Origin of the sequence: Vreelandella neptunia (assembly GCF_000712975.1) — a bacterium.
GTDB classification, from domain to species: Bacteria; Pseudomonadota; Gammaproteobacteria; order Pseudomonadales; family Halomonadaceae; genus Vreelandella; species Vreelandella qaidamensis.
The window spans coordinates 136,470-157,234 of record NZ_JHQL01000004.1 but is presented as its reverse complement, the minus strand read 5'-3'; the positions used below and the strand labels follow the sequence as shown (position 1 = coordinate 157,234).

At 50.8% G+C, this 20,765-nt stretch carries 22 protein-coding genes and 1 riboswitch; of the genes, 14 read left to right on the top strand and 8 right to left on the bottom strand.

Translation table 11 applies throughout. The features are described from left to right. The first annotated feature begins 225 nt into the window (after positions 1-225). Both CR46_RS0112850 and CR46_RS0112845 read left to right on the top strand, forming a co-directional pair. The gene (locus CR46_RS0112850; RefSeq protein ID WP_030073512.1) at positions 226-1,710 is read left to right on the top strand and encodes a circularly permuted type 2 ATP-grasp protein; all 1,485 of its coding nucleotides are present in this window, start codon (positions 226-228) and stop codon (positions 1,708-1,710) included. A gap of 4 nt (positions 1,711-1,714) precedes the next feature. Further along, the gene (locus tag CR46_RS0112845; RefSeq protein WP_030073510.1) at positions 1,715-2,713 is read left to right on the top strand and encodes an alpha-E domain-containing protein; all 999 of its coding nucleotides are present in this window, start codon (positions 1,715-1,717) and stop codon (positions 2,711-2,713) included. A 6-nt stretch (positions 2,714-2,719) separates the two neighbouring features. Here the strand turns inward: CR46_RS0112845 and CR46_RS0112840 are convergent, their stop codons facing one another. Continuing rightward, positions 2,720-3,778: a zinc-binding metallopeptidase family protein gene (locus CR46_RS0112840; protein WP_030073508.1), complete on the bottom strand. Its 1,059-nt coding sequence runs from the start codon at positions 3,776-3,778 to the stop codon at positions 2,720-2,722. A 231-nt stretch (positions 3,779-4,009) separates the two neighbouring features. Here CR46_RS0112840 and CR46_RS0112835 point away from each other — a divergent pair, with 231 nt between their 5' ends. Continuing rightward, a complete protein-coding gene (locus tag CR46_RS0112835; RefSeq protein ID WP_030073506.1) occupies positions 4,010-5,509 on the top strand; it encodes a CoA-acylating methylmalonate-semialdehyde dehydrogenase in 1,500 nt (499 codons plus the stop codon). A 98-nt stretch (positions 5,510-5,607) separates the two neighbouring features. Here CR46_RS0112835 and CR46_RS0112830 read toward each other — a convergent pair whose 3' ends face one another. Beyond that, entirely contained in the window at positions 5,608-6,303 is a 696-nt protein-coding gene (locus CR46_RS0112830) for a hypothetical protein (protein WP_030073504.1), read from the bottom strand. A 202-nt stretch (positions 6,304-6,505) separates the two neighbouring features. Between CR46_RS0112830 and CR46_RS0112825 the strand changes: the two genes are divergently transcribed. The 6 genes from CR46_RS0112825 (at position 6,506) to CR46_RS0112800 (ending at position 12,778) form a co-directional block, all read left to right on the top strand. Beyond that, on the top strand, positions 6,506-7,090 hold the full coding sequence (locus tag CR46_RS0112825; RefSeq protein WP_030073502.1) for a peroxidase-related enzyme: 585 nt from the start codon (positions 6,506-6,508) through the stop codon (positions 7,088-7,090). Positions 7,091-7,201: 111 nt separating this feature from the next. Then, positions 7,202-7,309: riboswitch (TPP riboswitch) on the top strand. Next, complete coding sequence (locus CR46_RS0112820) at positions 7,299-8,690, top strand: SLC5/6 family protein (RefSeq protein ID WP_030073500.1); 1,392 nt, start codon at positions 7,299-7,301, stop codon at positions 8,688-8,690. Its footprint overlaps the riboswitch before it by 11 nt. Positions 8,691-8,724: 34 nt before the next feature. Further along, positions 8,725-9,693, top strand: coding sequence for a magnesium transporter CorA family protein (locus tag CR46_RS0112815; RefSeq protein ID WP_030073498.1), 969 nt, complete (start codon positions 8,725-8,727; stop codon positions 9,691-9,693). A gap of 114 nt (positions 9,694-9,807) precedes the next feature. Next, positions 9,808-10,386 carry an NnrU family protein gene (locus tag CR46_RS0112810; RefSeq protein WP_030073496.1) on the top strand — a complete coding sequence of 193 codons (579 nt, stop codon included), beginning with the start codon at positions 9,808-9,810 and terminating at the stop codon, positions 10,384-10,386. Positions 10,387-10,550: 164 nt separating this feature from the next. Continuing rightward, positions 10,551-11,732, top strand: a complete 1,182-nt coding sequence (locus tag CR46_RS0112805) for an alcohol dehydrogenase catalytic domain-containing protein (RefSeq protein ID WP_030073494.1) — start codon at positions 10,551-10,553, stop codon at positions 11,730-11,732. Continuing rightward, the gene (locus CR46_RS0112800) at positions 11,729-12,778 is read left to right on the top strand and encodes a proline racemase family protein (protein WP_030073490.1); all 1,050 of its coding nucleotides are present in this window, start codon (positions 11,729-11,731) and stop codon (positions 12,776-12,778) included. The genes CR46_RS0112805 and CR46_RS0112800 overlap by 4 nt, the downstream gene beginning before the upstream one ends. Position 12,779: 1 nt before the next feature. Here the strand turns inward: CR46_RS0112800 and CR46_RS17805 are convergent, their stop codons facing one another. Next, complete coding sequence (locus tag CR46_RS17805) at positions 12,780-12,998, bottom strand: DUF1289 domain-containing protein (RefSeq protein ID WP_035536721.1); 219 nt, start codon at positions 12,996-12,998, stop codon at positions 12,780-12,782. A gap of 127 nt (positions 12,999-13,125) precedes the next feature. Further along, positions 13,126-13,542: an alternative ribosome rescue aminoacyl-tRNA hydrolase ArfB gene (gene arfB / locus CR46_RS0112790; protein ID WP_030073489.1), complete on the bottom strand. Its 417-nt coding sequence runs from the start codon at positions 13,540-13,542 to the stop codon at positions 13,126-13,128. Between the two features lie 264 nt (positions 13,543-13,806). Between arfB and CR46_RS0112785 the strand changes: the two genes are divergently transcribed. Further along, complete coding sequence (locus CR46_RS0112785) at positions 13,807-14,376, top strand: DJ-1/PfpI family protein (protein WP_030073488.1); 570 nt, start codon at positions 13,807-13,809, stop codon at positions 14,374-14,376. A 156-nt stretch (positions 14,377-14,532) separates the two neighbouring features. Further along, positions 14,533-14,895, top strand: a complete 363-nt coding sequence (locus CR46_RS0112780) for a ribbon-helix-helix domain-containing protein (RefSeq protein ID WP_030073486.1) — start codon at positions 14,533-14,535, stop codon at positions 14,893-14,895. Positions 14,896-14,966: 71 nt separating this feature from the next. Here the strand turns inward: CR46_RS0112780 and CR46_RS0112775 are convergent, their stop codons facing one another. Together CR46_RS0112775 and CR46_RS0112770 are read right to left on the bottom strand one after the other, a co-directional pair. Next, positions 14,967-15,734: a DUF1499 domain-containing protein gene (locus CR46_RS0112775; protein ID WP_030073484.1), complete on the bottom strand. Its 768-nt coding sequence runs from the start codon at positions 15,732-15,734 to the stop codon at positions 14,967-14,969. Between the two features lie 43 nt (positions 15,735-15,777). Continuing rightward, positions 15,778-16,023: a DUF3820 family protein gene (locus CR46_RS0112770; protein ID WP_030073482.1), complete on the bottom strand. Its 246-nt coding sequence runs from the start codon at positions 16,021-16,023 to the stop codon at positions 15,778-15,780. 185 nt (positions 16,024-16,208) lie between these two features. On the opposite strand from CR46_RS0112770, the gene CR46_RS0112765 reads away from it, so the two are divergent. Then, the gene (locus CR46_RS0112765; RefSeq protein ID WP_030073480.1) at positions 16,209-16,634 is read left to right on the top strand and encodes a VOC family protein; all 426 of its coding nucleotides are present in this window, start codon (positions 16,209-16,211) and stop codon (positions 16,632-16,634) included. Between the two features lie 36 nt (positions 16,635-16,670). Here the strand turns inward: CR46_RS0112765 and CR46_RS0112760 are convergent, their stop codons facing one another. Then, positions 16,671-17,564: an AraC family transcriptional regulator gene (locus tag CR46_RS0112760; RefSeq protein WP_030073478.1), complete on the bottom strand. Its 894-nt coding sequence runs from the start codon at positions 17,562-17,564 to the stop codon at positions 16,671-16,673. Between the two features lie 198 nt (positions 17,565-17,762). On the opposite strand from CR46_RS0112760, the gene CR46_RS0112755 reads away from it, so the two are divergent. Beyond that, positions 17,763-18,824, top strand: coding sequence for an NAD(P)-dependent alcohol dehydrogenase (locus tag CR46_RS0112755; protein WP_030073476.1), 1,062 nt, complete (start codon positions 17,763-17,765; stop codon positions 18,822-18,824). A gap of 141 nt (positions 18,825-18,965) precedes the next feature. Here the strand turns inward: CR46_RS0112755 and CR46_RS0112750 are convergent, their stop codons facing one another. After that, entirely contained in the window at positions 18,966-19,733 is a 768-nt protein-coding gene (locus CR46_RS0112750) for a class I SAM-dependent methyltransferase (protein ID WP_030073474.1), read from the bottom strand. A gap of 212 nt (positions 19,734-19,945) precedes the next feature. On the opposite strand from CR46_RS0112750, the gene nfsA reads away from it, so the two are divergent. Continuing rightward, positions 19,946-20,677: an oxygen-insensitive NADPH nitroreductase gene (gene nfsA, locus CR46_RS0112745; protein ID WP_030073472.1), complete on the top strand. Its 732-nt coding sequence runs from the start codon at positions 19,946-19,948 to the stop codon at positions 20,675-20,677. Positions 20,678-20,765: the final 88 nt, after the last annotated feature.

Below are 20,765 nucleotides of genomic sequence, written 5' to 3'. Positions count from 1 at the left end.
ATTAGTAGCGTAGTTATTAGTAGCGCTGCCAGTAGTAGTAGCGTCGCTAGTAGACGGTGGGCGAGGGTGCGTATTGAAAGCATCCTTTTAACGTTGAAATAGCGAAAAAGATGGTATGCATTTTGCGTGCTTATATGTGAAGAGAACTGCGTAGATCGCGCGGGGCTAGGCCTGCACTACGTAAGAGGAAGTTGCCGCTTCCACCATTGCGCCAGGAGAGCGCCCATGAGCCAAGTGAATTGGAATAACTATGCGTGCCGTGACTATTACGATGAGTTACTAGCGGCGCCAGGCAAGCCACGAGCCTCGGCTGATGAGCTGTGTAATATGTTGGCAAGGTTTAGTGCAGAGGAGTTGGCAGAGCGTAAAACCGCAGCAGAAATTGCCATTCGCACCATGGGGATTACCTTTACCGTTTATTCAGAAGGCGCGATGATTGATCGCGCTTGGCCTTTTGATATTGTGCCGCGAATTATTCCTGCCAGTGAGTGGCGTAAAACTGAAGCGGGTTTAAAACAACGCGTGCAAGCGCTTAATCTATTTATTGATGATCTTTATCACGATCAAAAAGTAATTAAAGACAAAGTGTTACCTGCTGAAGTGTTGGCGCAATCGGTTAACTTCCGCCCCCAGTGTGTTGGTATCAACCCTCCTCATGGCATTTGGGCGCATATTTGCGGGTCAGACTTAGTGCGTGGCGGTGATGGCACGCTTTATGTACTAGAAGACAATTTGCGTATTCCCTCTGGGGTTTCGTACATGCTGGAAAATCGTAATGTAACCAAGCGTGTGCTGCCTGAGCTTTTTGCATCTGGCAAAATTCTTCCCGTAGACGACTACGTTGCCCAGCTATATGACATGTTAGCGTCGATGTCGCCTCGCCCAGGTGACGACCCTCAAGTGGTAGTGCTAACGCCTGGTATCTATAACTCCGCCTACTTTGAACATGCGTATCTTGCTCAGCAAATGGGAGTTGAGTTAGTGCAAGGTAGCGACTTGCTGGTCGATGACGACGACGTGGTTTATATGCGGACTGTGGAAGGGTTGCGCCGTGTCGATGTGATTTATCGTCGTGTAGACGACGAGTTTCTCGATCCTGAAGCGTTTAATCCAGATTCAATGCTTGGGGTGGCCGGCCTAATGCGCGCTTGGCGGGCGGGGAAAGTAGCGCTTGCTAATGCCCCTGGGGCGGGAGTCGCCGACGATAAAGTCGTGTACGCCTTTGTCCCTGAAATCATTCGTTACTATCTAGACCAAGAACCGCTGCTGCCAAACGTACCAAGTTATTTATGTATGTTTGAAGATGATCGCAAGTATGTGTTGGAGCATTTGGATGAGCTGGTGGTGAAGCCAGCAAATGAATCCGGCGGCTATGGCATGTTGATAGGCCCTCGTTCTACTAAAGAAACTCGCGATGAGTTTGCACGCTTAATTAAAGCCAATCCCCGTAACTATATGGCACAGCCAACGCTGGCACTTTCGACGACGCCGACGCTGGCTAACGGCTTGCCCCAGCCGCGCCACGTAGACCTTCGCCCGTTTATTCTTTCTGGGCCGGAAACCCACGTCACCACTGGTGGCTTGACCCGGGTCGCCCTGGTGGAGGGCTCACTGGTGGTTAACTCTTCTCAAGGGGGCGGCAGTAAAGATACTTGGATTGTTGAAACCGATGAGAACGCGGCAGTTGCCGCTGAGCAGGAAGGAGTCTAGCGCCATGCTGTCACGCGTTGCTGAAAACCTCTACTGGATGGCGCGTTACATCGAACGGGCCGAAGATACTGCTCGGTTGCTGAGTGTTAATAGCCACCTAATGCTGGATCTGCCGCGTCACTTGCCCCTGGGCTGGGCGCCGTTAATTGAAATGACCGGCACGTTGGAAGCGTTTAATGAGCGACATTCAAGTTTTGACGAGCGTAGCGTGGTGCACTTTCTGTGTGCAGACGCGCAAAATGGCAGCTCTATTCTTGCCGCCTTAGCGAGCGCTAGGGAAAACCTGCGTACCACTCGTGATGTCGTGCCAAGAGAGATCTGGGAAGAGGTCAATCAACTCTATTTGAGTGTTGCAGATCATGCCGAAAATGGCGTTAGTCCGCGGCGCCGCGACACCTTTTTGAAAAGTGTAATTCGCGGCTGCCAGACATTGACAGGCTTAATAGAAGGTACGCTAAGCCATGGGCCTGCTCGCACCTTCATCAAGTTAGGTCGCCATTTAGAGCGGGCAGATATGACGACCCGAATTGTCGATGTTCGGTCCGCCAGTTTGCTGCCGCAAAATCCAGAGGAACTGCTGCCGTTTGAAAATTTGCAGTGGATGAGCGTGCTGAAGTCGCTCACTGCTTACCAAATGTACCGGCAGCAAGTCCGTTTGCGGGTGCGTGGGCCTGACGTGCTGCGCTTTTTGCTGCAGGACCCCCACCTACCACGCTCTATTGCCTGCAGCCTGGAAACGGTGGGGCACGAGCTACAGCTGTTACCCAGGCAAGACCGAGCGGCGGCAACGGTGTCGCTTGTACGAGCCGATGTGGTCGACGCCGACATTCAGGCGTTGGCTCACTCCCCCAGCAAACTACACGCGTTTGTGGATGAACTGCAGATTGGTTTCGCGGCGATTCACGACACGCTAAGCGCAACCTATTTTGTCAACAGTGATGGCGTTCCCCGCGTGACCCAGCGCCAGTCGCAAAGCCACGCAGGAGAGCACGACAACGATTAACGGTTGTTAAGTACGGGGGCTGGCGTTCGCATTAAGAATCAGTTGATGCAGATACGTCAGCTTCTGTCTCACCGCCGGGGCAATGACGCTCGGTGCTAAATCCAGCAGTCCCATATCACGATTGAGTTCGTTTACGGCCATGCCTACCTGATGGAATGCTCGTAACATGCCGTCTAATGTGCCGTTGTGTTCGGTGCGGGAAAGCCCCATATGACGCGCTGTATCGAGCACAGCGACCATATCTAAGTAGTACGCAAAGGTTTCCGCAAAGTCTTCCCAGGGGTGCATCGAGGCGTAGGCAGAAATAAACTGTGTTGACCAATCAGCAGGCGTTCCCTGTTGGTAATACCGTTCTAAGGCATCACCGTAGGTAGGGTTGTTGTGATCTCCGAACACGTGGCGGCAGGTGTCTTCATCGCGTCCTTTTACCAATAAATCCCAATAGTAGTGACCAATTTCATGGCGGAAGTGGCCGATGAGAGTGCGGTGGGACTCATTCATATCAACCCGCAGGCGCTCGCGTTCAACGTCGTCGGCTTCTTTCACGTTGATCGTGATATGACCATTGGCATGGCCGGTGTATATCTTTTCCTGGCTAGCGGTAGAGCGCCAAAGGCCTTGATCGGGCAAGGCATCTGCCATAAACGAAAAGCTAAGCGGAACACGAATGTTTTCACCGCTGACGCCGTAGGGAAGCGTGAGTAAGTCTAATGTGAGAAATAGCCGTCGCTTGGCAGCTTCAAGCGCAGCCCAGCGCTCCCGGTTGCCATTGATAGTTAAGTCGGGAATCACTTCATTAAAGCGGCAGCAGTCGCAAAGCGTATCGGCATGCCCCTCGACCATCACTACCATTCGGTTGCATACATTCTCAACCGCATAGTTATGGCACTTCATTAAGGTGGATCCACAGTCTGGGTGAGTGCAGCGGTATCCTCCATTTGGTAGCGGTTCAAGAGCTACAATAGCTGAGCAGGTTGGGCACCAGCCCACCTCGGATTCGCAGGCCAAGCAATACGTGTTTTCAAAAAAAAGCGGGTTGCCACAGCGACAGCTAAAGGTCTGCATGGATGCCTCCTGGGGTGTTGAACACGTACGCGTCTAAACAACTGGGCTCACGTCATTGGCCTGCTGTTAGCCAGCATAGCGAGGGCAGTGCTAGGAGGGAAAGCGTAAATAGTAGTGCTAGGTGAGTTTTATCTTTATCAAGTGGCTAATTGACGTTTACGTCAACTTGCTGCTATACCCTAGGGTTCATATTTACGTCTCATAATAAACATAACGATGAGGAAGGTAGTCATGTCTGTTCGTGAAATCCCTATGTATATCGATGGTCAGCCAGTCATGTCACAAAGCCAGGATTGGCGTGATGTGGTGAACCCGGCGACCCAAGAAGTTGTTGCCCGTGTGCCCTTTTGTACCGCCGAAGAAGTGGAGCGTGCGGTTGCGAGTGCTAAAACAGCATTCAAAGAGTGGCGTAAAGTGCCGCTTGGCAAGCGCATGCGCATTATGCTCAAGCTTCAGGCTCTGATACGGGAAAATACCGCTGAGTTAGCCGCATTGATTACGCAAGAGCATGGTAAAACCTTACCAGATGCCGAAGGCGAGGTAGGGCGCGGTTTAGAGGTAGTTGAACACGCTTGTTCGATTACCTCGCTGCAGCTGGGTGAGCTGGCGGAAAACGCCGCTAATGAAGTCGATGTTTACACCATGCACCAGCCACTGGGCGTTGGCGCGGGCATTACCGCCTTTAACTTTCCGATTATGCTGCCCTGTTTTATGTTCCCGATGGCCATTGCTACGGGCAACACCTTTGTACTGAAGCCTTCGGAGCAAGATCCTAGCTCCACAATGCGTCTCGTGGAGCTTGCCCATGAAGCTGGCATACCCGCCGGTGTTTTGAACGTGGTGCATGGTGGTCCAGATGTCGCCAATCAGATCGCCGACCACCAGGATATTAAAGCACTCTCGTTTATCGGTTCGACCCATGTCGGCTCGCTGCTTTACAACCGTGCTGCAGCTGCAGGCAAGCGTATGCAGTCGATGATGGGGGCTAAAAACCACTGTGTGGTGATGCCGGATGCTAACCGCAGCCAAGCTATTGATAGCCTGCTGGGTTCGGCATTTGGCGCCGCTGGCCAGCGCTGCATGGCTAACTCGGTTGTCGTGCTAGTGGGTGAAGCCCGTGAGTGGCTGAAAGATATTGAGGAAGGCGCGCGCCGTATGAAAGTAGGGCCGGGCACTCAGCGCGATGCAGACCTAGGCCCGCTTGTTTCTCCCCAAGCGAAGGATCGCGTTGAGCGCTTGATTTCGGCGGGTGAAAAAGAGGGCGCTAAACTGCTGGTGGATGGCCGTGGTTGCACGGTAGATGGCTATCCAAACGGTAATTTTGTTGGCCCAACCCTGTTTGCCGATGTGACCGCTGATATGACGGTGTACCGAGAAGAAATTTTCGGCCCCGTACTGTGTGTGGTCAATGTGGAAACACTGGATGACGCGATCGAGTTTATCAACGCGAACCCGAATGGAAATGGTACGTCGATATTTACCAATTCAGGTTGGGTGGCACGACGTTTTGAAACAGACATTGACGTTGGCCAAATAGGTATCAATGTGCCGATTCCTGTCCCTGTGGCTTACTTTAGCTTTACTGGGTCGCGTGCTTCCAAGCTTGGTGATCTGGGGCCAAACGGCAAACAGGCAATTACGTTCTGGACGCAAACCAAAACGGTTACCGCCCGTTGGTTTGAGCCAGAAAATGTCTCTAGCGGCATCAACAGTACTATTTCCTTAAGCTAATCGTGATCAATAAAGCCCCGTGAAAACGGGGCTTCTTGGTGTACGGCGTCGGATGGCATGGCTTCAGAGTAAATAACTTTAGCTTGATAAATAACGGGTTATCTATCTGGAAACAAAGGCAGACTTTCGCGGATAAGTTGCTCAATAGGGCCAAGCTGGCCAGCATGCAGTATCAGCATGGTGGGCACTATTTTTTTGTAGTGAGCCGGGGGCGTTAACAGCGCGAACTCGCCTTCTTCAATATGAAATTCATGGAGTTCTTGGAGACCCTCAGGCGTTTCGCATTGAGAACAACGGTAATTGTCGTCTTCACCATATACAAGGCGATGATACATTTTGAATAGCGTGTAAATTGCTAAACCACCCGGTAAGGCAGGCCAGCGTGCGGGTATATTGCGCGTCGCTTCCGTAATGATACGTCCTTCTGCCTCTTCTGCCTGGGCAAAGAGTTTGGCTAATGGCGCAGTAAGAAGCGAGGTATCTTCGGCTGGTAGTGGTTGACGCTGTTGAGAGGCCTGGGAAAATTCGTTTGTCACTCGGTGTAAGTCTTCTAGCGAAGTAAGCGGATAATCAATGTGCTTCAATTCGCTTGGCTCGAAACTGCCGTTTTCCCAACCATGAATGACCCGAAGGGTCATCGGCGACTGTTGCAGGGGCTGTGCAAAGAGGATGTGCAGCATGACTCGAATGTGTAGCTGCCGCTCATCGGTATCGTTGTCGAACGCGCGGTAAGGGTCAGCAAAAAGTGTGTGTAAGCGCCCTGGCGTATGCTCTTTCGCTTCGAAATGCTGCATGTGAGTGTCCCTGTAAGGTGCCATTTTACGCGTTCATTGCGCGGCTTATAGGTTATTGAGTTGTTAAGAGTATGGACAGCGTGAGCCGCGATTGAAAGTCACTTTGTTTAGTATTTTGTTACTGAATAGCGTTCAGTCAGCAGTATAAATGTTTAACCAAAACAAAAATTTAAAACCTGCTTTTAGGAAAAGAGGAACCGCGATGATAAACCCACTTAGCCGTTTCCATGTGCCAGAAACCCTTGACGAACTGCCTGATGATATTCGTGAAGCAATAGTAAATGTTCAAAGCAAGGCGGGCTTTGTACCCAACGTATTTTTAATGTTGGCCCACCGCCCCGATGAGTTTCGCGCGTTTTTTGCGTACCACGATGCGCTAATGGAGCGTGAGTCCGACACGCTCACCAAGGCTGAAAAAGAGATGATTGTGGTAGCCACAAGTGCACGCAATCGTTGTCTTTATTGTGTCGTTGCGCATGGGGCCTTATTGAGAATTTATAGCAAGGACCCGTTAGTAGCAGACAACGTTGCAATTAATCACCTGACCGCAGGACTGAGCGAACGTCATCGCATGATGTTGGATTTTGCAATGCATTGCGGTATTGAAGTGGGTGAGTTCTCTTCCGAATGGCAGGCCAGATTAGAGCAAGTTGGTTTCACGCTGGAAGATTGTTGGGACATTGGTGCCATTGTCGCTTTTTTTGGAATGTCGAACCGATTGGTTACCATGGCAGGCACCCCACCTAATGAAGAGTTCTACTTAATGGGACGCCTACCGCGATCATAAAGGGAAAATAGTAGGAAAAAAGTTACCCACCTAGGCGTTACTCACTGACAGATTTTACTAACGCCCAACCTTTACTAACGAACCACTTTCACCGAGGATAGCGTCTCCATTCACTGTCGCCAGGGGAGCTCCACACTGATGGGCTGAGAATGCGCACTGCGCAGACCCTGGAACCTGATCCGGTTAATACCGGCGGAGGAAGTGCGACATGCCTTACCTAACATCAGCCGTACTGGGTGCGGCACTACTTTGCTTTGCCTTTTTGGGCCTTCGGGCACGCCATGTGCAGGGGTCGCTCGATGACTACGTGACAGCACGCAATTCGCAAACGGCGTCCACGCTGGGGTTCTCATTTTTAGCCTCGGGAATGGGCGCTTGGATTTTGTTTGCACCGCCTGAAATAGGTGCGTTTGTTGGGCCATTAGCGCTCGCAGGCTATGCAATAGGCTCTGCGCTGCCGTTTATTGTCTTAGGGCTTTACGGGCCAAAAATTCGCCGTGCTTTGCCAGAGGGCAGAAGCATTGCTGAATTTGCTGATGCCTGTTATGGCAAAGGCGTGCGTCGCTGGGTATCGCTGGCCTCTGTTGCTTATATGGGCTGTTTTTTAGCGGCGGAACTAACGGCCATCGGCGCGATTACCTCGCTGCTGTCAGAGGTACCTCCGGCGCTGGTGATTATTGGTGTTGCGCTCACAACCTTGGTGTACACGGTGGTTGGTGGGCTACGGGCAAGCCTCGCCACGGATCGCTGGCAAGCGTGGCTTTTGTTGGCCCTGTTAGCAGCTGTTGGCAGCGTTGCCATATGGCGGCTGCCAACCATGCCGAATGACGCAGTGATGCCTTCTATTCCTATCACAAGTGCGCTCAGCGTTGCTCTTACACTTGTCATTGCGGTGACCGCCGCCAATCTTTTCCATCAAGGCTATTGGCAGCGTGTATGGGCTGCCCAGGATGACCAGAGCTTAGGCCGAGGTGCTTGGCTAGGCGGCGGTATGACCGTGTTGGTGGTGATGGTCATTGGCGGTGTCGGCATGATGGCCGCGATGAGTGGAGTGCCACTTGGAGAGCCGCCTATTCCCTTCTTTGCACTGTTAACCGATGCGCCGGTGTGGGTAGCACTGCCCGCCTTAGTGCTGGCTGTCACGTTGGTAACCTCAAGTGTTGATACGCTTCAAAATGGCATCGCGTCGCTGATTGTTGGACGTGGCGGTGAACGGCATACAGCTTCTTTAACGACTGCTCGTTGGATAACGGTCGCCATGATGGTGCCAGTAGTGCTGATTGCGTTGCAGGGGTTGTCGGTACTGCGACTATTCTTAATCGCTGACTTACTGTGCGCTGCCATCGTGGTGCCGGTGCTGCTTGGCCTGTGGCAACGTATGACGCCTCTGGCGGCGATAGGGGGTGGTATGGCAGGGTTGGTAGGAGCAATACTGCCAGGCTGGATAAGTCAGGGAAGTGTCAGCGCGGGTATTGTGGCAGCAACGTTCCCCGGCAGTATTCCCACGCTTGGGCCATTTTTAGGGGCGCTTCTGGCGTCTATTGTTGTCAGTGTGACGCTGGCCTATCTGCCTAATCGTCGTCAAAGCGTTAGGCAGTAACGTTAAGCCGTGAACCAAATTAACAGGGACGATGATGATTCGCAGCCTACTAACGATGCCGGATGGCGATGTGCATGAAGGTGATGAATGCCTTATTGATGTTTGGCAGGCAACGCCTGGCAGCCACCTATGGATAGATATGAAAGGCGAGTCAGAAACGCGTGAGCGCCAGCTACTGGAACGTTTTAATTGTCATCCAATGGCCATTCAGGATGCCCACAAGGAGCGTCACCCGCCTAAAATTGAAGAGTTTGAGCATCATACATTGATTATCTACCGAGGTATTTCTTCGTTTGATGCCCAGCTCAAGTTCGTGCCTCAACAGGTGTGTTTTTTCATTGGTGAGCACTTTCTGATCACCTTGCATGCGGGTGAAGCGCTCAGCATTGAACGGCTTTTTAATGAGCATGGCAAAACGCTGCTGGCATTATCTCCCGAGCGTGTCGCGCTGAAAATCATGTATACCTCAGCAGGTTTCTATATTGATAGCTTATTGGAATTCGAAACTGAGCTAAGCGACATAGAAGATGAGCTGTTAGAGAATGGTAACGATGTGCTGATGCGAAAAATCACCACCTACCGTTCACGTTTGGTGAAGATGCGCCGTATTTTTAGCTATCATAAGGGCATTACCCAAGAGCTTACAGCCTACGATTACGCTCATCTGCCTCGTGGTGAAAGTGAAACGATGCATGCCATTACGGATGTAGAGGAGCGCTTTGAACGTCTTTATACTTTGACGCAAATGTATTATGACATTTGCGGTGACCTTATCGATGGCTATATTTCGATCTCTTCTCATCAGCTAAATATCACCATGCGTGTATTAACGGTGATTACGGCGATCTTTGTACCGTTAACGTTCATTGCTGGTATTTACGGTATGAACTTTGAATACATGCCAGAGCTGCGCTATCAATATGGTTATTTTTTTGTTTGGGGGGCTATGCTGGGTATCGGTGGTAGCTTGATTTGGCTATTTAAACGCAAAAGCTGGTTTTAAATCGAGATAGTTTCGCTGTTAGCGAAAAGTTGATAGTTCGCCATGTGGTTTGGGCGTGAGTGTGGCATGCTCGCAGTCGACCAACGACCTGCAAACAACCTGAGAGCCACCTTTATGACCATCATGATTATTGGCCTGCTGATATTTCTTGGCAGCCACTCCGTGCGTATCTTTGCTGAAGACTGGCGTCAGCAGCAGATTACTAAACATGGCGAAACCTCCTGGAAGCTAGCGTATTCCGTAGTATCAGTGATTGGACTGGCAATCGCTATCTACGGATTTGGCCAAATGCGCTTAGACTCTATTTACGTTTGGTTCCCGCCTATGGGCTTACGCCATGCGGTAGCGCTGCTGATGATTCCCGCCTTTATTATGCTAGTGGCAGCCTATGTGCCGCGCAATGCGATTAAAGCGAAGCTTGGCCACCCAATGATGTTGGCCGTTAAAATTTGGGCATTTTCTCATCTGTTGGCCAATGGCAGGCTTGGCGATATTATCTTTTTTGCAGCGTTTTTGGTGTGGGCTATCCTGGCGTTTAAAGCAGCCAAAAAACGTGATCGTGCCGCCCCGCCACCAGCGACCGTTATCTCTATCCCGGCAACAATAGCCACTGTGGTTGTGGGACTGGTTGCGTATATTGTTTTTGCACTTTATCTACACATGCTGCTTATCGGTGTGCCTGTATTTAGCTGAAATTATTAATAAATATTAGCGGCGTCAACGGTGGCACTCCGTTGACGCCGTTTTGTTTTTATCTCTTTAGTAATTATCAAAGTTTGTTATTGTCGTCGTTTGTTACTGGCAACATTTGCTATTGTCAGTTCGGTTCGTCCACGCTTTTAAACAGGAGCAAATTTATGGCCGAAGCTGCACCTCAACTCCCCAAGACGATGTCTGCCATGCTATTAACTGGCCACGGTGATGTAGATAAGCTGCAGTATCGGCAGGATGTCGTTACCCCCCGACCTGGGCCGGGGCAAGTACTGGTTCAAGTAACGGCAACGGCTAAAAATAATACCGACCGAAAAGCGCGTGAAGGACTTTACCCAACGAAGGGCAAAGAGGAAGTCACATCGTTTGCGATGGGAGGCTCACCCACGCTGACCTTTCCTCGTATTCAAGGTGCCGATATTGCCGGCCGTGTGGTGGCAGTAGGCGAGGGTGTAGACGTTTCCCGTATTGGAGAGCGAGGCCTGCTCGACTTTAATATTTACGCTGATGAACGCCGCGATATTAACCTGACGCCTGATTATTACGGGCATGGCGCAGATGGCGGATACGCCGAGTATGTCGTAGTACCCGCTGATCAGTTCCACCATGTGCCTAACCCTGAATTGCAAGATGCAGAGCTTGCCTCAATGGGTATGTGTTCATATCAGACGGCCTATCACATGATGACCTCTGCCAACATAAGTGCAGGCGAACGCGTGTTAGTGACAGGTGCCAGTGGTGGGGTTGGAACAGCATTAATTCAGCTGTGCAGAATCGTGGGGGCTATTCCTTACGCGGTCAGCCAGTTGGATAAGGCCGATGCACTTTTGGCACTGGGTGCTGAGGCAGTGATCGACCGTGGTGATTTAGCCACTTTTGTTGAGCGTGTGTTGGCCGAAACCAGTGGCAAGCCGATTGATGCAGTGATGGACTTGGTCGGGGGGCAAATGACCGATCTGTTTATCGACACCATGATTGTCGACATGCAGGGGCGTAGCCGCTATCCGCGGCTATCCATTGCTGGCGCGAGTGGCGGCAATATTAGCGAGATGATGTGGACTCGGATCTATCTGTATCAGGTGCAAATTTTTGGTGTTTCTCATGGCACCCGGGAAGAGGCCGAGCAACTGATTGAATGGATTCGTAGCGGAGCACTAAAACCCGTGCTGCACGGCGCCTTTAAACTCTCAGACCTGCATAACGCTGAGCGTTACTTTGTGAACCGTGATAGTAACTATTTGGGCAAGATTGTGATTGTTCCTGATGCACAGTGGGAAACCCACGGCGCACCGTTTGCCCTTGCTACTGCTGAGGAGCAAGGTTTATGAAGAAGCTGCATACGATTCAATTGATGGATACCCATGCTGGTGGCGATGTTAGCCGCATTGTGACAGGGGGCATTGATCTACTTCCAGGTGCCACGGTACGCCAACAAATGGAGTTCATGCGTGATGATGCTGATGGTTTAAGGCGACTGCTATTAGAAGAGCCGTACGGCATTCCAGAAATGTCGGTGGACTTGCTTGTTCCAGCCTCGCATCCAGAGGCAGTGGCGGGCTACATTATTATGGAAGTGATGGGGTATCCGATTTATTCTGGCTCTAACACACTGTGCACTGCCACGGCGGTCTTGGAGAGCGGCCTTGTTCCTAAGCAGGAAGGGATTCAACGCTTTAAACTAGAAGCACCCGCAGGCTTGGTGCAAATTGAAGCAAAGGTGCGTAATGGGGTCGTGGAATCAGTTACCTGTGAAGGTCTGCCAAGCTATATCGATACCTATCGCGACACCATTCAAGTACCCGAAATAGGCACTGTTACTTACTCGGTCGCATACAGCGGTGGGTTTTATGCGTTGGTCGATGCCGAAGAGCTGGGCTTTAAATTAGTGCGCAATGAGGAGCAGGCACTTGCCGCTTGCGCTTATAAAATAGTTGAGGCGATCCAGGCGCAGCGCGGTTTTTCGCATTACACCTTAGGTGACGTCGGGCCATTGCCGTTTTTACACTTTATGGGGCCAGAAGAGAAAATAGCAGAAGGCTATATTCGCTCGCGTTCAACCACCTATGTGCATCCCGGTGTTATTTGCCGTAGCACTACCGGCACCGGTACTTCAGCGCGCTTAGCACTGATGAATTATGAAGGTCGGCTGACGGTTGGCGATAAGTTAGAGACCGTGTCACTGCGTGAAACCGGATTTATTGGCACCTTCACTGGCACCCATCAAGAAGGTGATTACCAAGTGGTGGAAAACACCACAACAGGCCGTAGCTATGTTCTGGCAGAGTCAAAGATCGTGATTAACTGCGATGATCCGATGGTGTCATGTGGCGAACTGCACCATATTTTAAGCGACCGGCATACAGACGAGATCTAGCTTACTTGGCGTACTGTGCGTCGATATAGCCTTCTTGTTCAAGCCGATCCCACACCGGGGTCTTCTCGGCCTCGGTCATACTGCCCCAACAGGCAATCTCATCTAGCGTCCGACCACAGCCTTTGCATAGCGAAGAGGAGGGCTCAATGGTACATACCTGAATGCAGGGCGACAGTGGGCGGGCAACGCGAAGGGTAGAGTGTGATGAGGCGTTGGACATGATGAAAAGACTCAATGAGTGATGAAAAAACGACTAAGCGAGCATTACATACTCAGCTCACAGTTTATGATCGGTGAATATTTTATAACCAGTTTGAACCGCTTATAGCTTATAGTCAGTGCGTATTTTACGAGATCGATACTTTACCACGCAGTAACTTTGTTTTGCCTTTACGAGTTTTGTGATCCACACGGCGGCGCTGCGAACCTTTGGTGGGCTTCGTTGGCCGACGCATTTTCTGTTGTTTTCCTGCGCTTTGAATCAATGCTTTTAAGCGAGCAAGAGCATCCTCTTTGTTCAATTCCAGGGTGCGATAGCTCTGGGCTTTAATAATCACTACACCCTCTTTACTAATGCGCTGATCAGACAGCGCCATTAAACGCTCTTTATAGATCGGCGGTAGTGTAGAGCTTTGAATATCGAAACGTAAATGCACCGCAGAAGCGACTTTATTGACGTTTTGGCCTCCCGAGCCTTGAGCTCTGATCTGGCTGATATCAATCTCCCAATCCGCTATCGTCACGCTATTAGAAATAGTGAGCATTCAGTTCCTTTATGTCGAATATGGCTCATAAGGCTAGCACACTTAGCACCAAGGAGCCGATCAGAGGTGGATGGCCCATCAGTCATGGCGTGTGTCAGGAATAGCCGAGCGCTGGCCTGCTGCAAGCACTAGCGGAGCGCCATGGTTACCAATGTTAGATGTAGTAGCGGTTTACTACCCACTGAGTAAAAGCGCTTGCTACTCTCATCTAACACGCCACGCGTGTGCTCTGGGCCTCGACCAATAACGACAAGGAGAAGTGAGATGAGCAACAAGCGAATTTTAATGATTACCGGAGATTTCACTGAAGATTACGAAACGATGGTGCCTTTCCAGGCGCTGATGGCGGTTGGACATCACGTCGACGCGGTGTGTCCCGACAAAGTAGCCGGTGATACCGTGGCAACGGCAATTCATGATTTTGAAGGTGACCAAACCTACACTGAAAAGCCTGGTCACCGTTTCGCTCTGAACGCCGATTTTGCCAAGGTTAATCCCGCTGACTACGATGCTTTGGTAGTTCCTGGCGGCCGTGCGCCGGAGTATTTGCGTTTAAACCAAGAAGTACTGGCGATGGTGAGACACTTCTTTGAAACCCAGAAACCGGTCGCAGCAATCTGTCATGGCGCGCAGTTGTTGGCCGCGGCGAAGGTGCTAGAAGGCAAGCAGTGTTCGGCTTATCCGGCTTGCCAACCAGAAGTGGAGCTCGCTGGCGGACACTTCGCTAACTTGGAGGTCACCGATGCAGTGACAGATGGCAACTTGGTAACCGCACCTGCTTGGCCCGCACATCCCGCATGGCTTGCCCAGTTTATGGCGTTATTAGATAAGTAGTAGCAGGCTACCCATCTGCGCCCAGTTATATCGCGTCATACGGCTGGGCGTATTTTTTGTCAGCCGCTATGCTGAAAAGCAAGCGATTTGCTCGATAGCACAGCTTTATAGTGAGCCCGATAGAAAAGAGACCGGTAAAAAGAGAAGAGGCTAGCGATGTGCAAACTGTTTATTGATGCAGACCCTGAGCTATGGCGAAGCGCCACACACTCGCTGCGTATTGATGGCATGGTAACTAGCGTCCGCATGGAGAACTACTTCTGGCACCTTCTGGAAGAGATGGCGCAACGGGATGGAATGAATACCGCCCAACTCATCACACGGCTTTATCACGAGTCGATAGATGCAGGGCATGATCTTGGCAACTTTACCTCGTTCTTGAGGGTTTGTGCGCTGCGTTACCAAGCGCTTCAATTAAGCGGTGATATTCCAAGAAACGTAGAGGTAGCCATTGGCTCGTTAGACGCGCAGCAAATTCTGAGCAGAGAAGCCGCCACGCGTACTAACCAAATGCACTGAAAGAAATGCACTGAAATTGGTTTGCTATCGTTAACTCAGTCCACAGGTGAAAGCCGCATCAGATAGGACCGTTATTCTAACCGCTTGCCCAGATTATCCAGGAAGGTCTCTATACGTAGTGCGTTGGTGCCGACATCGCTGGCCCCCAGTCGGGACGCGGAGCGCATGTCTACCTGCACGCCATTTTGTTGTTCGGTCAGGCGAATAATGACGTCATCCTCAAAGCCAAACCAATGGGTTGTCGCAGTCGCCTCAATAGTACTCTCTGTTATCGCAGCAATCTGCCAGCCAGACGCTTCTACTTCTGCCTGAGCGGCCGCAAGCACAGTCGCTTTAGGTGCCGTTACGTTTATAGGCTGCACATTAGGATAAGCATTTTGCTGTTGGTGTGCGGTGGCTTCCCCAGGGTAATCAACCGCATTGGGCGCCGCCTCACGAGCAGCTCTTAATGCGACAAAGGCGGGTGGGTTTTGGGTGTCGGTGGTAATGTCATGAATGACGGGTGCCTGCTGTGCACGCTGCCACTGCTGCCACGGCATATACAACAGGGCAGCGGTTGCAACAATAACGAAGATAGCCACGACGCTGGCGCCAATACGGCGAGTAAAGATGCTTATCAGGAGTAGCAGAACGCTTAACCCTACAGCGGCGGTGGCGGCATAGACACCATTGCGCATAAAATTAAAGGCGTCGCCCAGGCCAATCAACTCCCAGCGATAGGCTGGCCCTGCGCCTGCTAATAAGGAAGCTGCGACGATCAGCGCTAACATGCTCAGCCAGGCAAGTAGCACGGTGGCTTTGCTGGCTCTTCGTTGTTGGTGGTTCGCGCCTTTTGCCATGTCGGCCTCCTGATAATGACGCAGTTAATAATGGCAGCCTACGTTAGTTTGAATGTTGATTACCCGCTTTTTTGGGCGTTTCTTTACGTAGAGGACTCAGTAAATCACTCAAACCATTGTGGTCAATTTCATGCATCAAGTGTAGAAGTTGGCCAATTTCTCCGTTTGGAAACCCTTCTCGTGCGAACCAGTTCAAATAAGGACCAGGCAAGTCGGCAATCAACCAGCCTTCGTATTTACCAAATGGCATGGTGCGCGTTACTAGCTTCTCGAGATCTTCAGGGTTCATAGGGTCAGCTCTGTTCAATTTAGTGTATTAAGGCGTTTTTCAGTTGAGTTCAGTTAATGATTGATTTTATTTTTTTACGGCGCGTTTTAGGATGTTTGCACAGTGACAGCGCAACGCGCTAGTCATCGAAAGTAACGCCATTCCCCTGCTATTAACCAACCACTGCAAATCAATGGGAGACATTCATGAGCCCTTCCCCTTTCCACTTAGCCATTCCTGTTTACGATGTCGCTTTGGCGCGAGTGTTTTATAACGATGTGTTTGGTCTAGAGGAGGGGCGCTCTAGCGATCACTGGGTCGATTTTAACTTCTTTGGCCACCAGTTAGTTATTCATGAACATCCTAAAACCCCAGGCCAAGAGAGCGCCCACACTAACCCTGTCGATGGCCATAATGTGCCAGTGCCGCACTTTGGTGTCATTTTAGAGTGGGGTGAATGGGAAGCTTTAGCCGAGCGCTTAAAAGCGCGGAAGACAGATTTCGTAATTGAGCCTTACATACGTTTTAAAGGCGAAGTCGGTGAACAGGCGACTATGTTCTTACTCGACCCCTGCGGTAATGCCTTGGAATTCAAAGCGTTTAAAGATCAGAGCCAGATTTTTGCTAAATAAACACGATCAACAAGTGTTTTCCAACATGTTGGGCGTCTAGGCGCGTAACGCCTGCTCCTGGCGTTTATGCTGTAGCGGCGATGCGCCAAAGTAGCGCTTATAATCCCTGCTGAATTGGGGAACGCTGCGATAACCGACTGCCTGCGCAGCTTGGTTCACATTGTGGCTATCTTGCAATAAAAGCTGCTGCGCTTTAAGTAGGCGCAGTCGCTTTAAGTACTGCGCGGGAGACGAGCGCGTAATTTGCTTAAAGTGCTGATGAAACGTCGATATGCTCATATTGGCCTGCTGGGCTAACTGATCAACGGTAAAGTCCTCGGCAAAGTGTCTGTGCAGCTGCGATAGCACCTGAACAATGCGCGAATAGTGCCCGTGCCCTTTAACCAATGCCCGCAGTGCTGGGCCTTGTTCCCCTTTTAGTGCCTCAAACACCACATCTCGAATACGCGCTTCCCCCATCGTTGAACACTCAATATCATCATGTAGCGTGCTTGCTAGCCGTAGCATAGCGGCCTGCATGCCCTCATTCATAGCAACTGATGCCATCGGTTTAGGTGAAGTGAACGGTAGGCTCATGTTGCCCATGGCGGTAACCATTTCGCTCAGTAATCCTGGGTCCAATGTCACTGATATACCTAGCAGGGGGGCTTCTGGTGAGCCGTGAGTTTCACACTCAAAGGGTAGTGGCAGGGTTTGCACAAGATAGTGGCCAGGGTTGTAGTGAATCTCTCGATCACCTAAGTAGCCGACTTTTCGGCCTTGGGCGATGATGATTAGGCTAGGTTCGTACATCAAAGGAGTACGTTCCTGACGTCGTGCCAAGCAAAGCACCCCCACTCTGGACAATCGAGAAACGCTTATTCCATCACGTTTTACTAGCGGTGCGATCAAGTCAGCGAGCGCATTGCCTGCGAGAGCAGTACTGGCCACTATGAAGCCTCCTAACTGGGTTGGAAATCAGGATTACACGACGATTATGATATTTTTTTGGGATTTTTTGTTATTTTATTGCATTTAAATAGAGAAATAAGCAAAAAAAAAATAGCTTCGCTCATCGCTATCTAACGTTTAGCAGCGAATAATAAAGGCACTTTCCCACTTACGCGGAAAACCTATTAAGGAGTTTCCATGAGCCAAGCAAAATCTTACGCTGCCTTCTCCGCTGATAAACCACTCGCACCGTATGCCTTTGATCGTCGTGAACCACGTTCAGACGATGTTGCCATCGATATTCTTTACTGTGGCGTTTGCCATAGTGATTTGCACTTTGCACGCAATGATTGGGGTATGAGCCAATACCCTGTGGTGCCAGGGCATGAGATTGTTGGCCGTGTGACCGCCGTAGGGGGGGATGTGACACGCTTTAAAACGGGCGACTTAGTGGGCGTTGGTTGCATGGTAGACTCGTGCCGCACTTGCTCTGCCTGTAAAGACGGCGTGGAGCAGTACTGCCTAGAAGGCTTCACCATGACCTACGGTAGCCCAGACCGCCAAGACGGTACGTTAACCCAGGGCGGCTACTCCGACTCTATCGTGGTGAGTGAGCATTTTGTGTTGCAAATGCCAGATGGCATTGACCTAGCATCCGCTGCGCCCATTCTTTGTGCCGGTATTACCACCTATTCGCCGCTTAAACACTTTGGCGTTGGCAAGGGGCACAAAATCGGTGTAATTGGTATGGGTGGCCTGGGTCATATGGGCGTTAAGCTAGCTAAAGCGCTGGGTGCGGAAGTGACCGTGTTTACTCGTTCTGACGCTAAAGTGGAAGAAGCCAAGCGTAACGGAGCCGATCATGTTGTGGTATCGAGTGATCAAGCGCAGATGGACGCCGTCGCTGAAACATTCGACTTCATGTTGGATACCGTTCCGGTTCAGCATGATCTTAACCCTTACTTAGCATCGCTGAAGTACAACGGTACACATATTATTGTTGGCCTGCTGGAGCCAATTGAGCCTGCTATCGAAGCGTTTAACTTAGTGTTCAAGCGCCGGGTCGTTGCCGGTTCGCTGATTGGTGGTATCGCTGAGACTGAAGAGCTGCTCGCGCTATGTGCTGAGCACAATATCACCTGCGATATCGAGATGTTGGATATCAATAATATCAATGAAGGCTTTGAGCGTATGGAGAAAGGCGACGTGCGCTATCGTTTTGTTATTGATATGGCGACGTTGAAAAACACCACGGCGTAGTGTGGTTATCAACATCCATATCAACACTCGTATTAATATCTATACCGCCTAGCAGCTTGCACCGACATTAATGCTCTAATAACGAAAAACCCACCGTTCGTAACAGTGGGTTTTTCCTGTTTAGGGCGGATGAAGGTTCTACTACACGTGGGCCGAGACACGCAGCCTGACATAGTCAGCGGTCCAGTTACCTTGACCATCGCTTAAGCTGTGAGCGAGCAGCTGTATCGTGTTATCGATAATGGCGTTGCGCAGATCTTCATCTAGCCCGTGCAAAAAGGGGCTTGCAAAGGTTTCGAGCCAGCCCGCTACGCCGGTAGGTAGCGGGGTAGGGCGGGGTATCAGCTCGATTGTATCAACTTGAAAACCAACAGTTTGAAGCAGGTGTGCATACTCTTCAGTGGTTGGAAAATACCACGGGTGGCGTCCATGCGAGCTAATGCCGCGAAATTGAAGCGAGGCAATCAGCGCTGTGCAAATAGCTGCAACATTTCCGTGCCCGCCAAACTCTGCCACAAAACGTCCGCCAGGCTTTAGCGCGCGCTTGATGCCTGCTAACACCGTCTGAGGATCTAGCATCCAATGCAGCGCCGCATTGCTAAATACTGCATCGAACTCATGGTCAAAAGGCAGCTGATGCCCATCGACAACCCGAGCGTTGACGCCGCGCTGCTGGGCAGCGGCCACCATGTTTTCTGAGGCATCGACGCCGAGCACATCAGCACCTGTTTGCATAATGCGTTCGGTGAGCGCGCCATCCCCACAGCCAAGGTCCAATATGCGCTGTCCAGGCTGGGGTGCTAGCAGCTTCATGACATCGTCACCTAACGCTGGGACAAAACCCGCATGTTGCGCATAGTGGCTGGCATTCCATTCCTGCCCTGACGGCATGTGAGGGGCATTAGACATATCGGCTTCCTAGCGTCGGTATTTGTTGGGGGTGACCCAATGACTTGATTTAGTATAGCTTGCTATTAATAGCATGCGCTAAACCTGAATTTAGCAGCACAAGCATTTCAAGAGCACAAGCAGCGAACCGCTAACGTGCATCGCTAATGAAATAGGCGAGGGCATTTTTAGCACTTACATTCATTATATCAAGCATAAAGAGGCGAGACGAAATGAACGATGTTATTAAACTGCTTCAATCTCACCGTTCGATACGCAAGTTTACTGATCAGGAAATACCCCACGGATTATTGTTAGAACTCATTAAGGCAGGTCAGGCTGCTGCGACATCGAGTCATGTACAGGCCTACACAGTGATTAACGTAAAAAATGCGGCTAATCGTGAAAAAATTGCTGAGCTTGCTGGTGGGCAAGGTTACGTGGCAAGTAGTGCGGTGTTTTTAGTGTTCTGTGCTGATATGAAGCGCCCAACAGAGGCCTCTAAACGTACCGGCGCCAACGTAGAACGAGGCATGACCGAACAGCTGTTGGTCGCCACCGTTGATACGGCTTTGATGGCTCAAAACGTGGCGATAGCGGCGGAATCAGAAGGGCTGGGTATTTGTTATATCGGTGGTATCCGCAACAACCCTCAAGCGATTAGTGAGCTATTGCAGCTGCCTGACCATGTCTATCCGGTGTTTGGTATGTGCCTTGGCTATCCAGCCCATGAGCCTGAGGTCAAACCGCGTTTGCCGGTAGAGGCCATCCTCAAAGAAGATACTTATTGTGAAGATACCGATCACGTCGACGCTTTTGACAGCACCATGAAGGCATACTACCAATCACGCAGTACTGGCAATAAAGTGTCGGATTGGTCACATAACCTAACGCCGCTTTTCGATTCAAAATTGCGCCCCCACATGCGTGATTTTCTAGTTAAGCGCGGCTTTGAAATGAAGTAACCAGCGGGTCAAGCGCGAGGAGGCTACCATCTCCTGCTGCAAGGCGTTTAAAAGGCAAGCCTTCTTGCGCTGCACGTTTGCAGCCTTC

Coding starts and splice junctions, on each gene's coding strand:
- CR46_RS0112850 (WP_030073512.1), top strand. CDS start 226: ATGAGCCAAGTGAATTGGAATAACTATGCGTGCCGTGACTATTACGAT.
- CR46_RS0112845 (WP_030073510.1), top strand. CDS start 1,715: ATGCTGTCACGCGTTGCTGAAAACCTCTACTGGATGGCGCGTTACATC.
- CR46_RS0112840 (WP_030073508.1), bottom strand. CDS start 3,778: ATGCAGACCTTTAGCTGTCGCTGTGGCAACCCGCTTTTTTTTGAAAAC.
- CR46_RS0112835 (WP_030073506.1), top strand. CDS start 4,010: ATGTCTGTTCGTGAAATCCCTATGTATATCGATGGTCAGCCAGTCATG.
- CR46_RS0112830 (WP_030073504.1), bottom strand. CDS start 6,303: ATGCAGCATTTCGAAGCGAAAGAGCATACGCCAGGGCGCTTACACACA.
- CR46_RS0112825 (WP_030073502.1), top strand. CDS start 6,506: ATGATAAACCCACTTAGCCGTTTCCATGTGCCAGAAACCCTTGACGAA.
- CR46_RS0112820 (WP_030073500.1), top strand. CDS start 7,299: ATGCCTTACCTAACATCAGCCGTACTGGGTGCGGCACTACTTTGCTTT.
- CR46_RS0112815 (WP_030073498.1), top strand. CDS start 8,725: ATGATTCGCAGCCTACTAACGATGCCGGATGGCGATGTGCATGAAGGT.
- CR46_RS0112810 (WP_030073496.1), top strand. CDS start 9,808: ATGACCATCATGATTATTGGCCTGCTGATATTTCTTGGCAGCCACTCC.
- CR46_RS0112805 (WP_030073494.1), top strand. CDS start 10,551: ATGGCCGAAGCTGCACCTCAACTCCCCAAGACGATGTCTGCCATGCTA.
- CR46_RS0112800 (WP_030073490.1), top strand. CDS start 11,729: ATGAAGAAGCTGCATACGATTCAATTGATGGATACCCATGCTGGTGGC.
- CR46_RS17805 (WP_035536721.1), bottom strand. CDS start 12,998: ATGTCCAACGCCTCATCACACTCTACCCTTCGCGTTGCCCGCCCACTG.
- arfB (WP_030073489.1), bottom strand. CDS start 13,542: ATGCTCACTATTTCTAATAGCGTGACGATAGCGGATTGGGAGATTGAT.
- CR46_RS0112785 (WP_030073488.1), top strand. CDS start 13,807: ATGAGCAACAAGCGAATTTTAATGATTACCGGAGATTTCACTGAAGAT.
- CR46_RS0112780 (WP_030073486.1), top strand. CDS start 14,533: ATGTGCAAACTGTTTATTGATGCAGACCCTGAGCTATGGCGAAGCGCC.
- CR46_RS0112775 (WP_030073484.1), bottom strand. CDS start 15,734: ATGGCAAAAGGCGCGAACCACCAACAACGAAGAGCCAGCAAAGCCACC.
- CR46_RS0112770 (WP_030073482.1), bottom strand. CDS start 16,023: ATGAACCCTGAAGATCTCGAGAAGCTAGTAACGCGCACCATGCCATTT.
- CR46_RS0112765 (WP_030073480.1), top strand. CDS start 16,209: ATGAGCCCTTCCCCTTTCCACTTAGCCATTCCTGTTTACGATGTCGCT.
- CR46_RS0112755 (WP_030073476.1), top strand. CDS start 17,763: ATGAGCCAAGCAAAATCTTACGCTGCCTTCTCCGCTGATAAACCACTC.
- CR46_RS0112750 (WP_030073474.1), bottom strand. CDS start 19,733: ATGTCTAATGCCCCTCACATGCCGTCAGGGCAGGAATGGAATGCCAGC.
- nfsA (WP_030073472.1), top strand. CDS start 19,946: ATGAACGATGTTATTAAACTGCTTCAATCTCACCGTTCGATACGCAAG.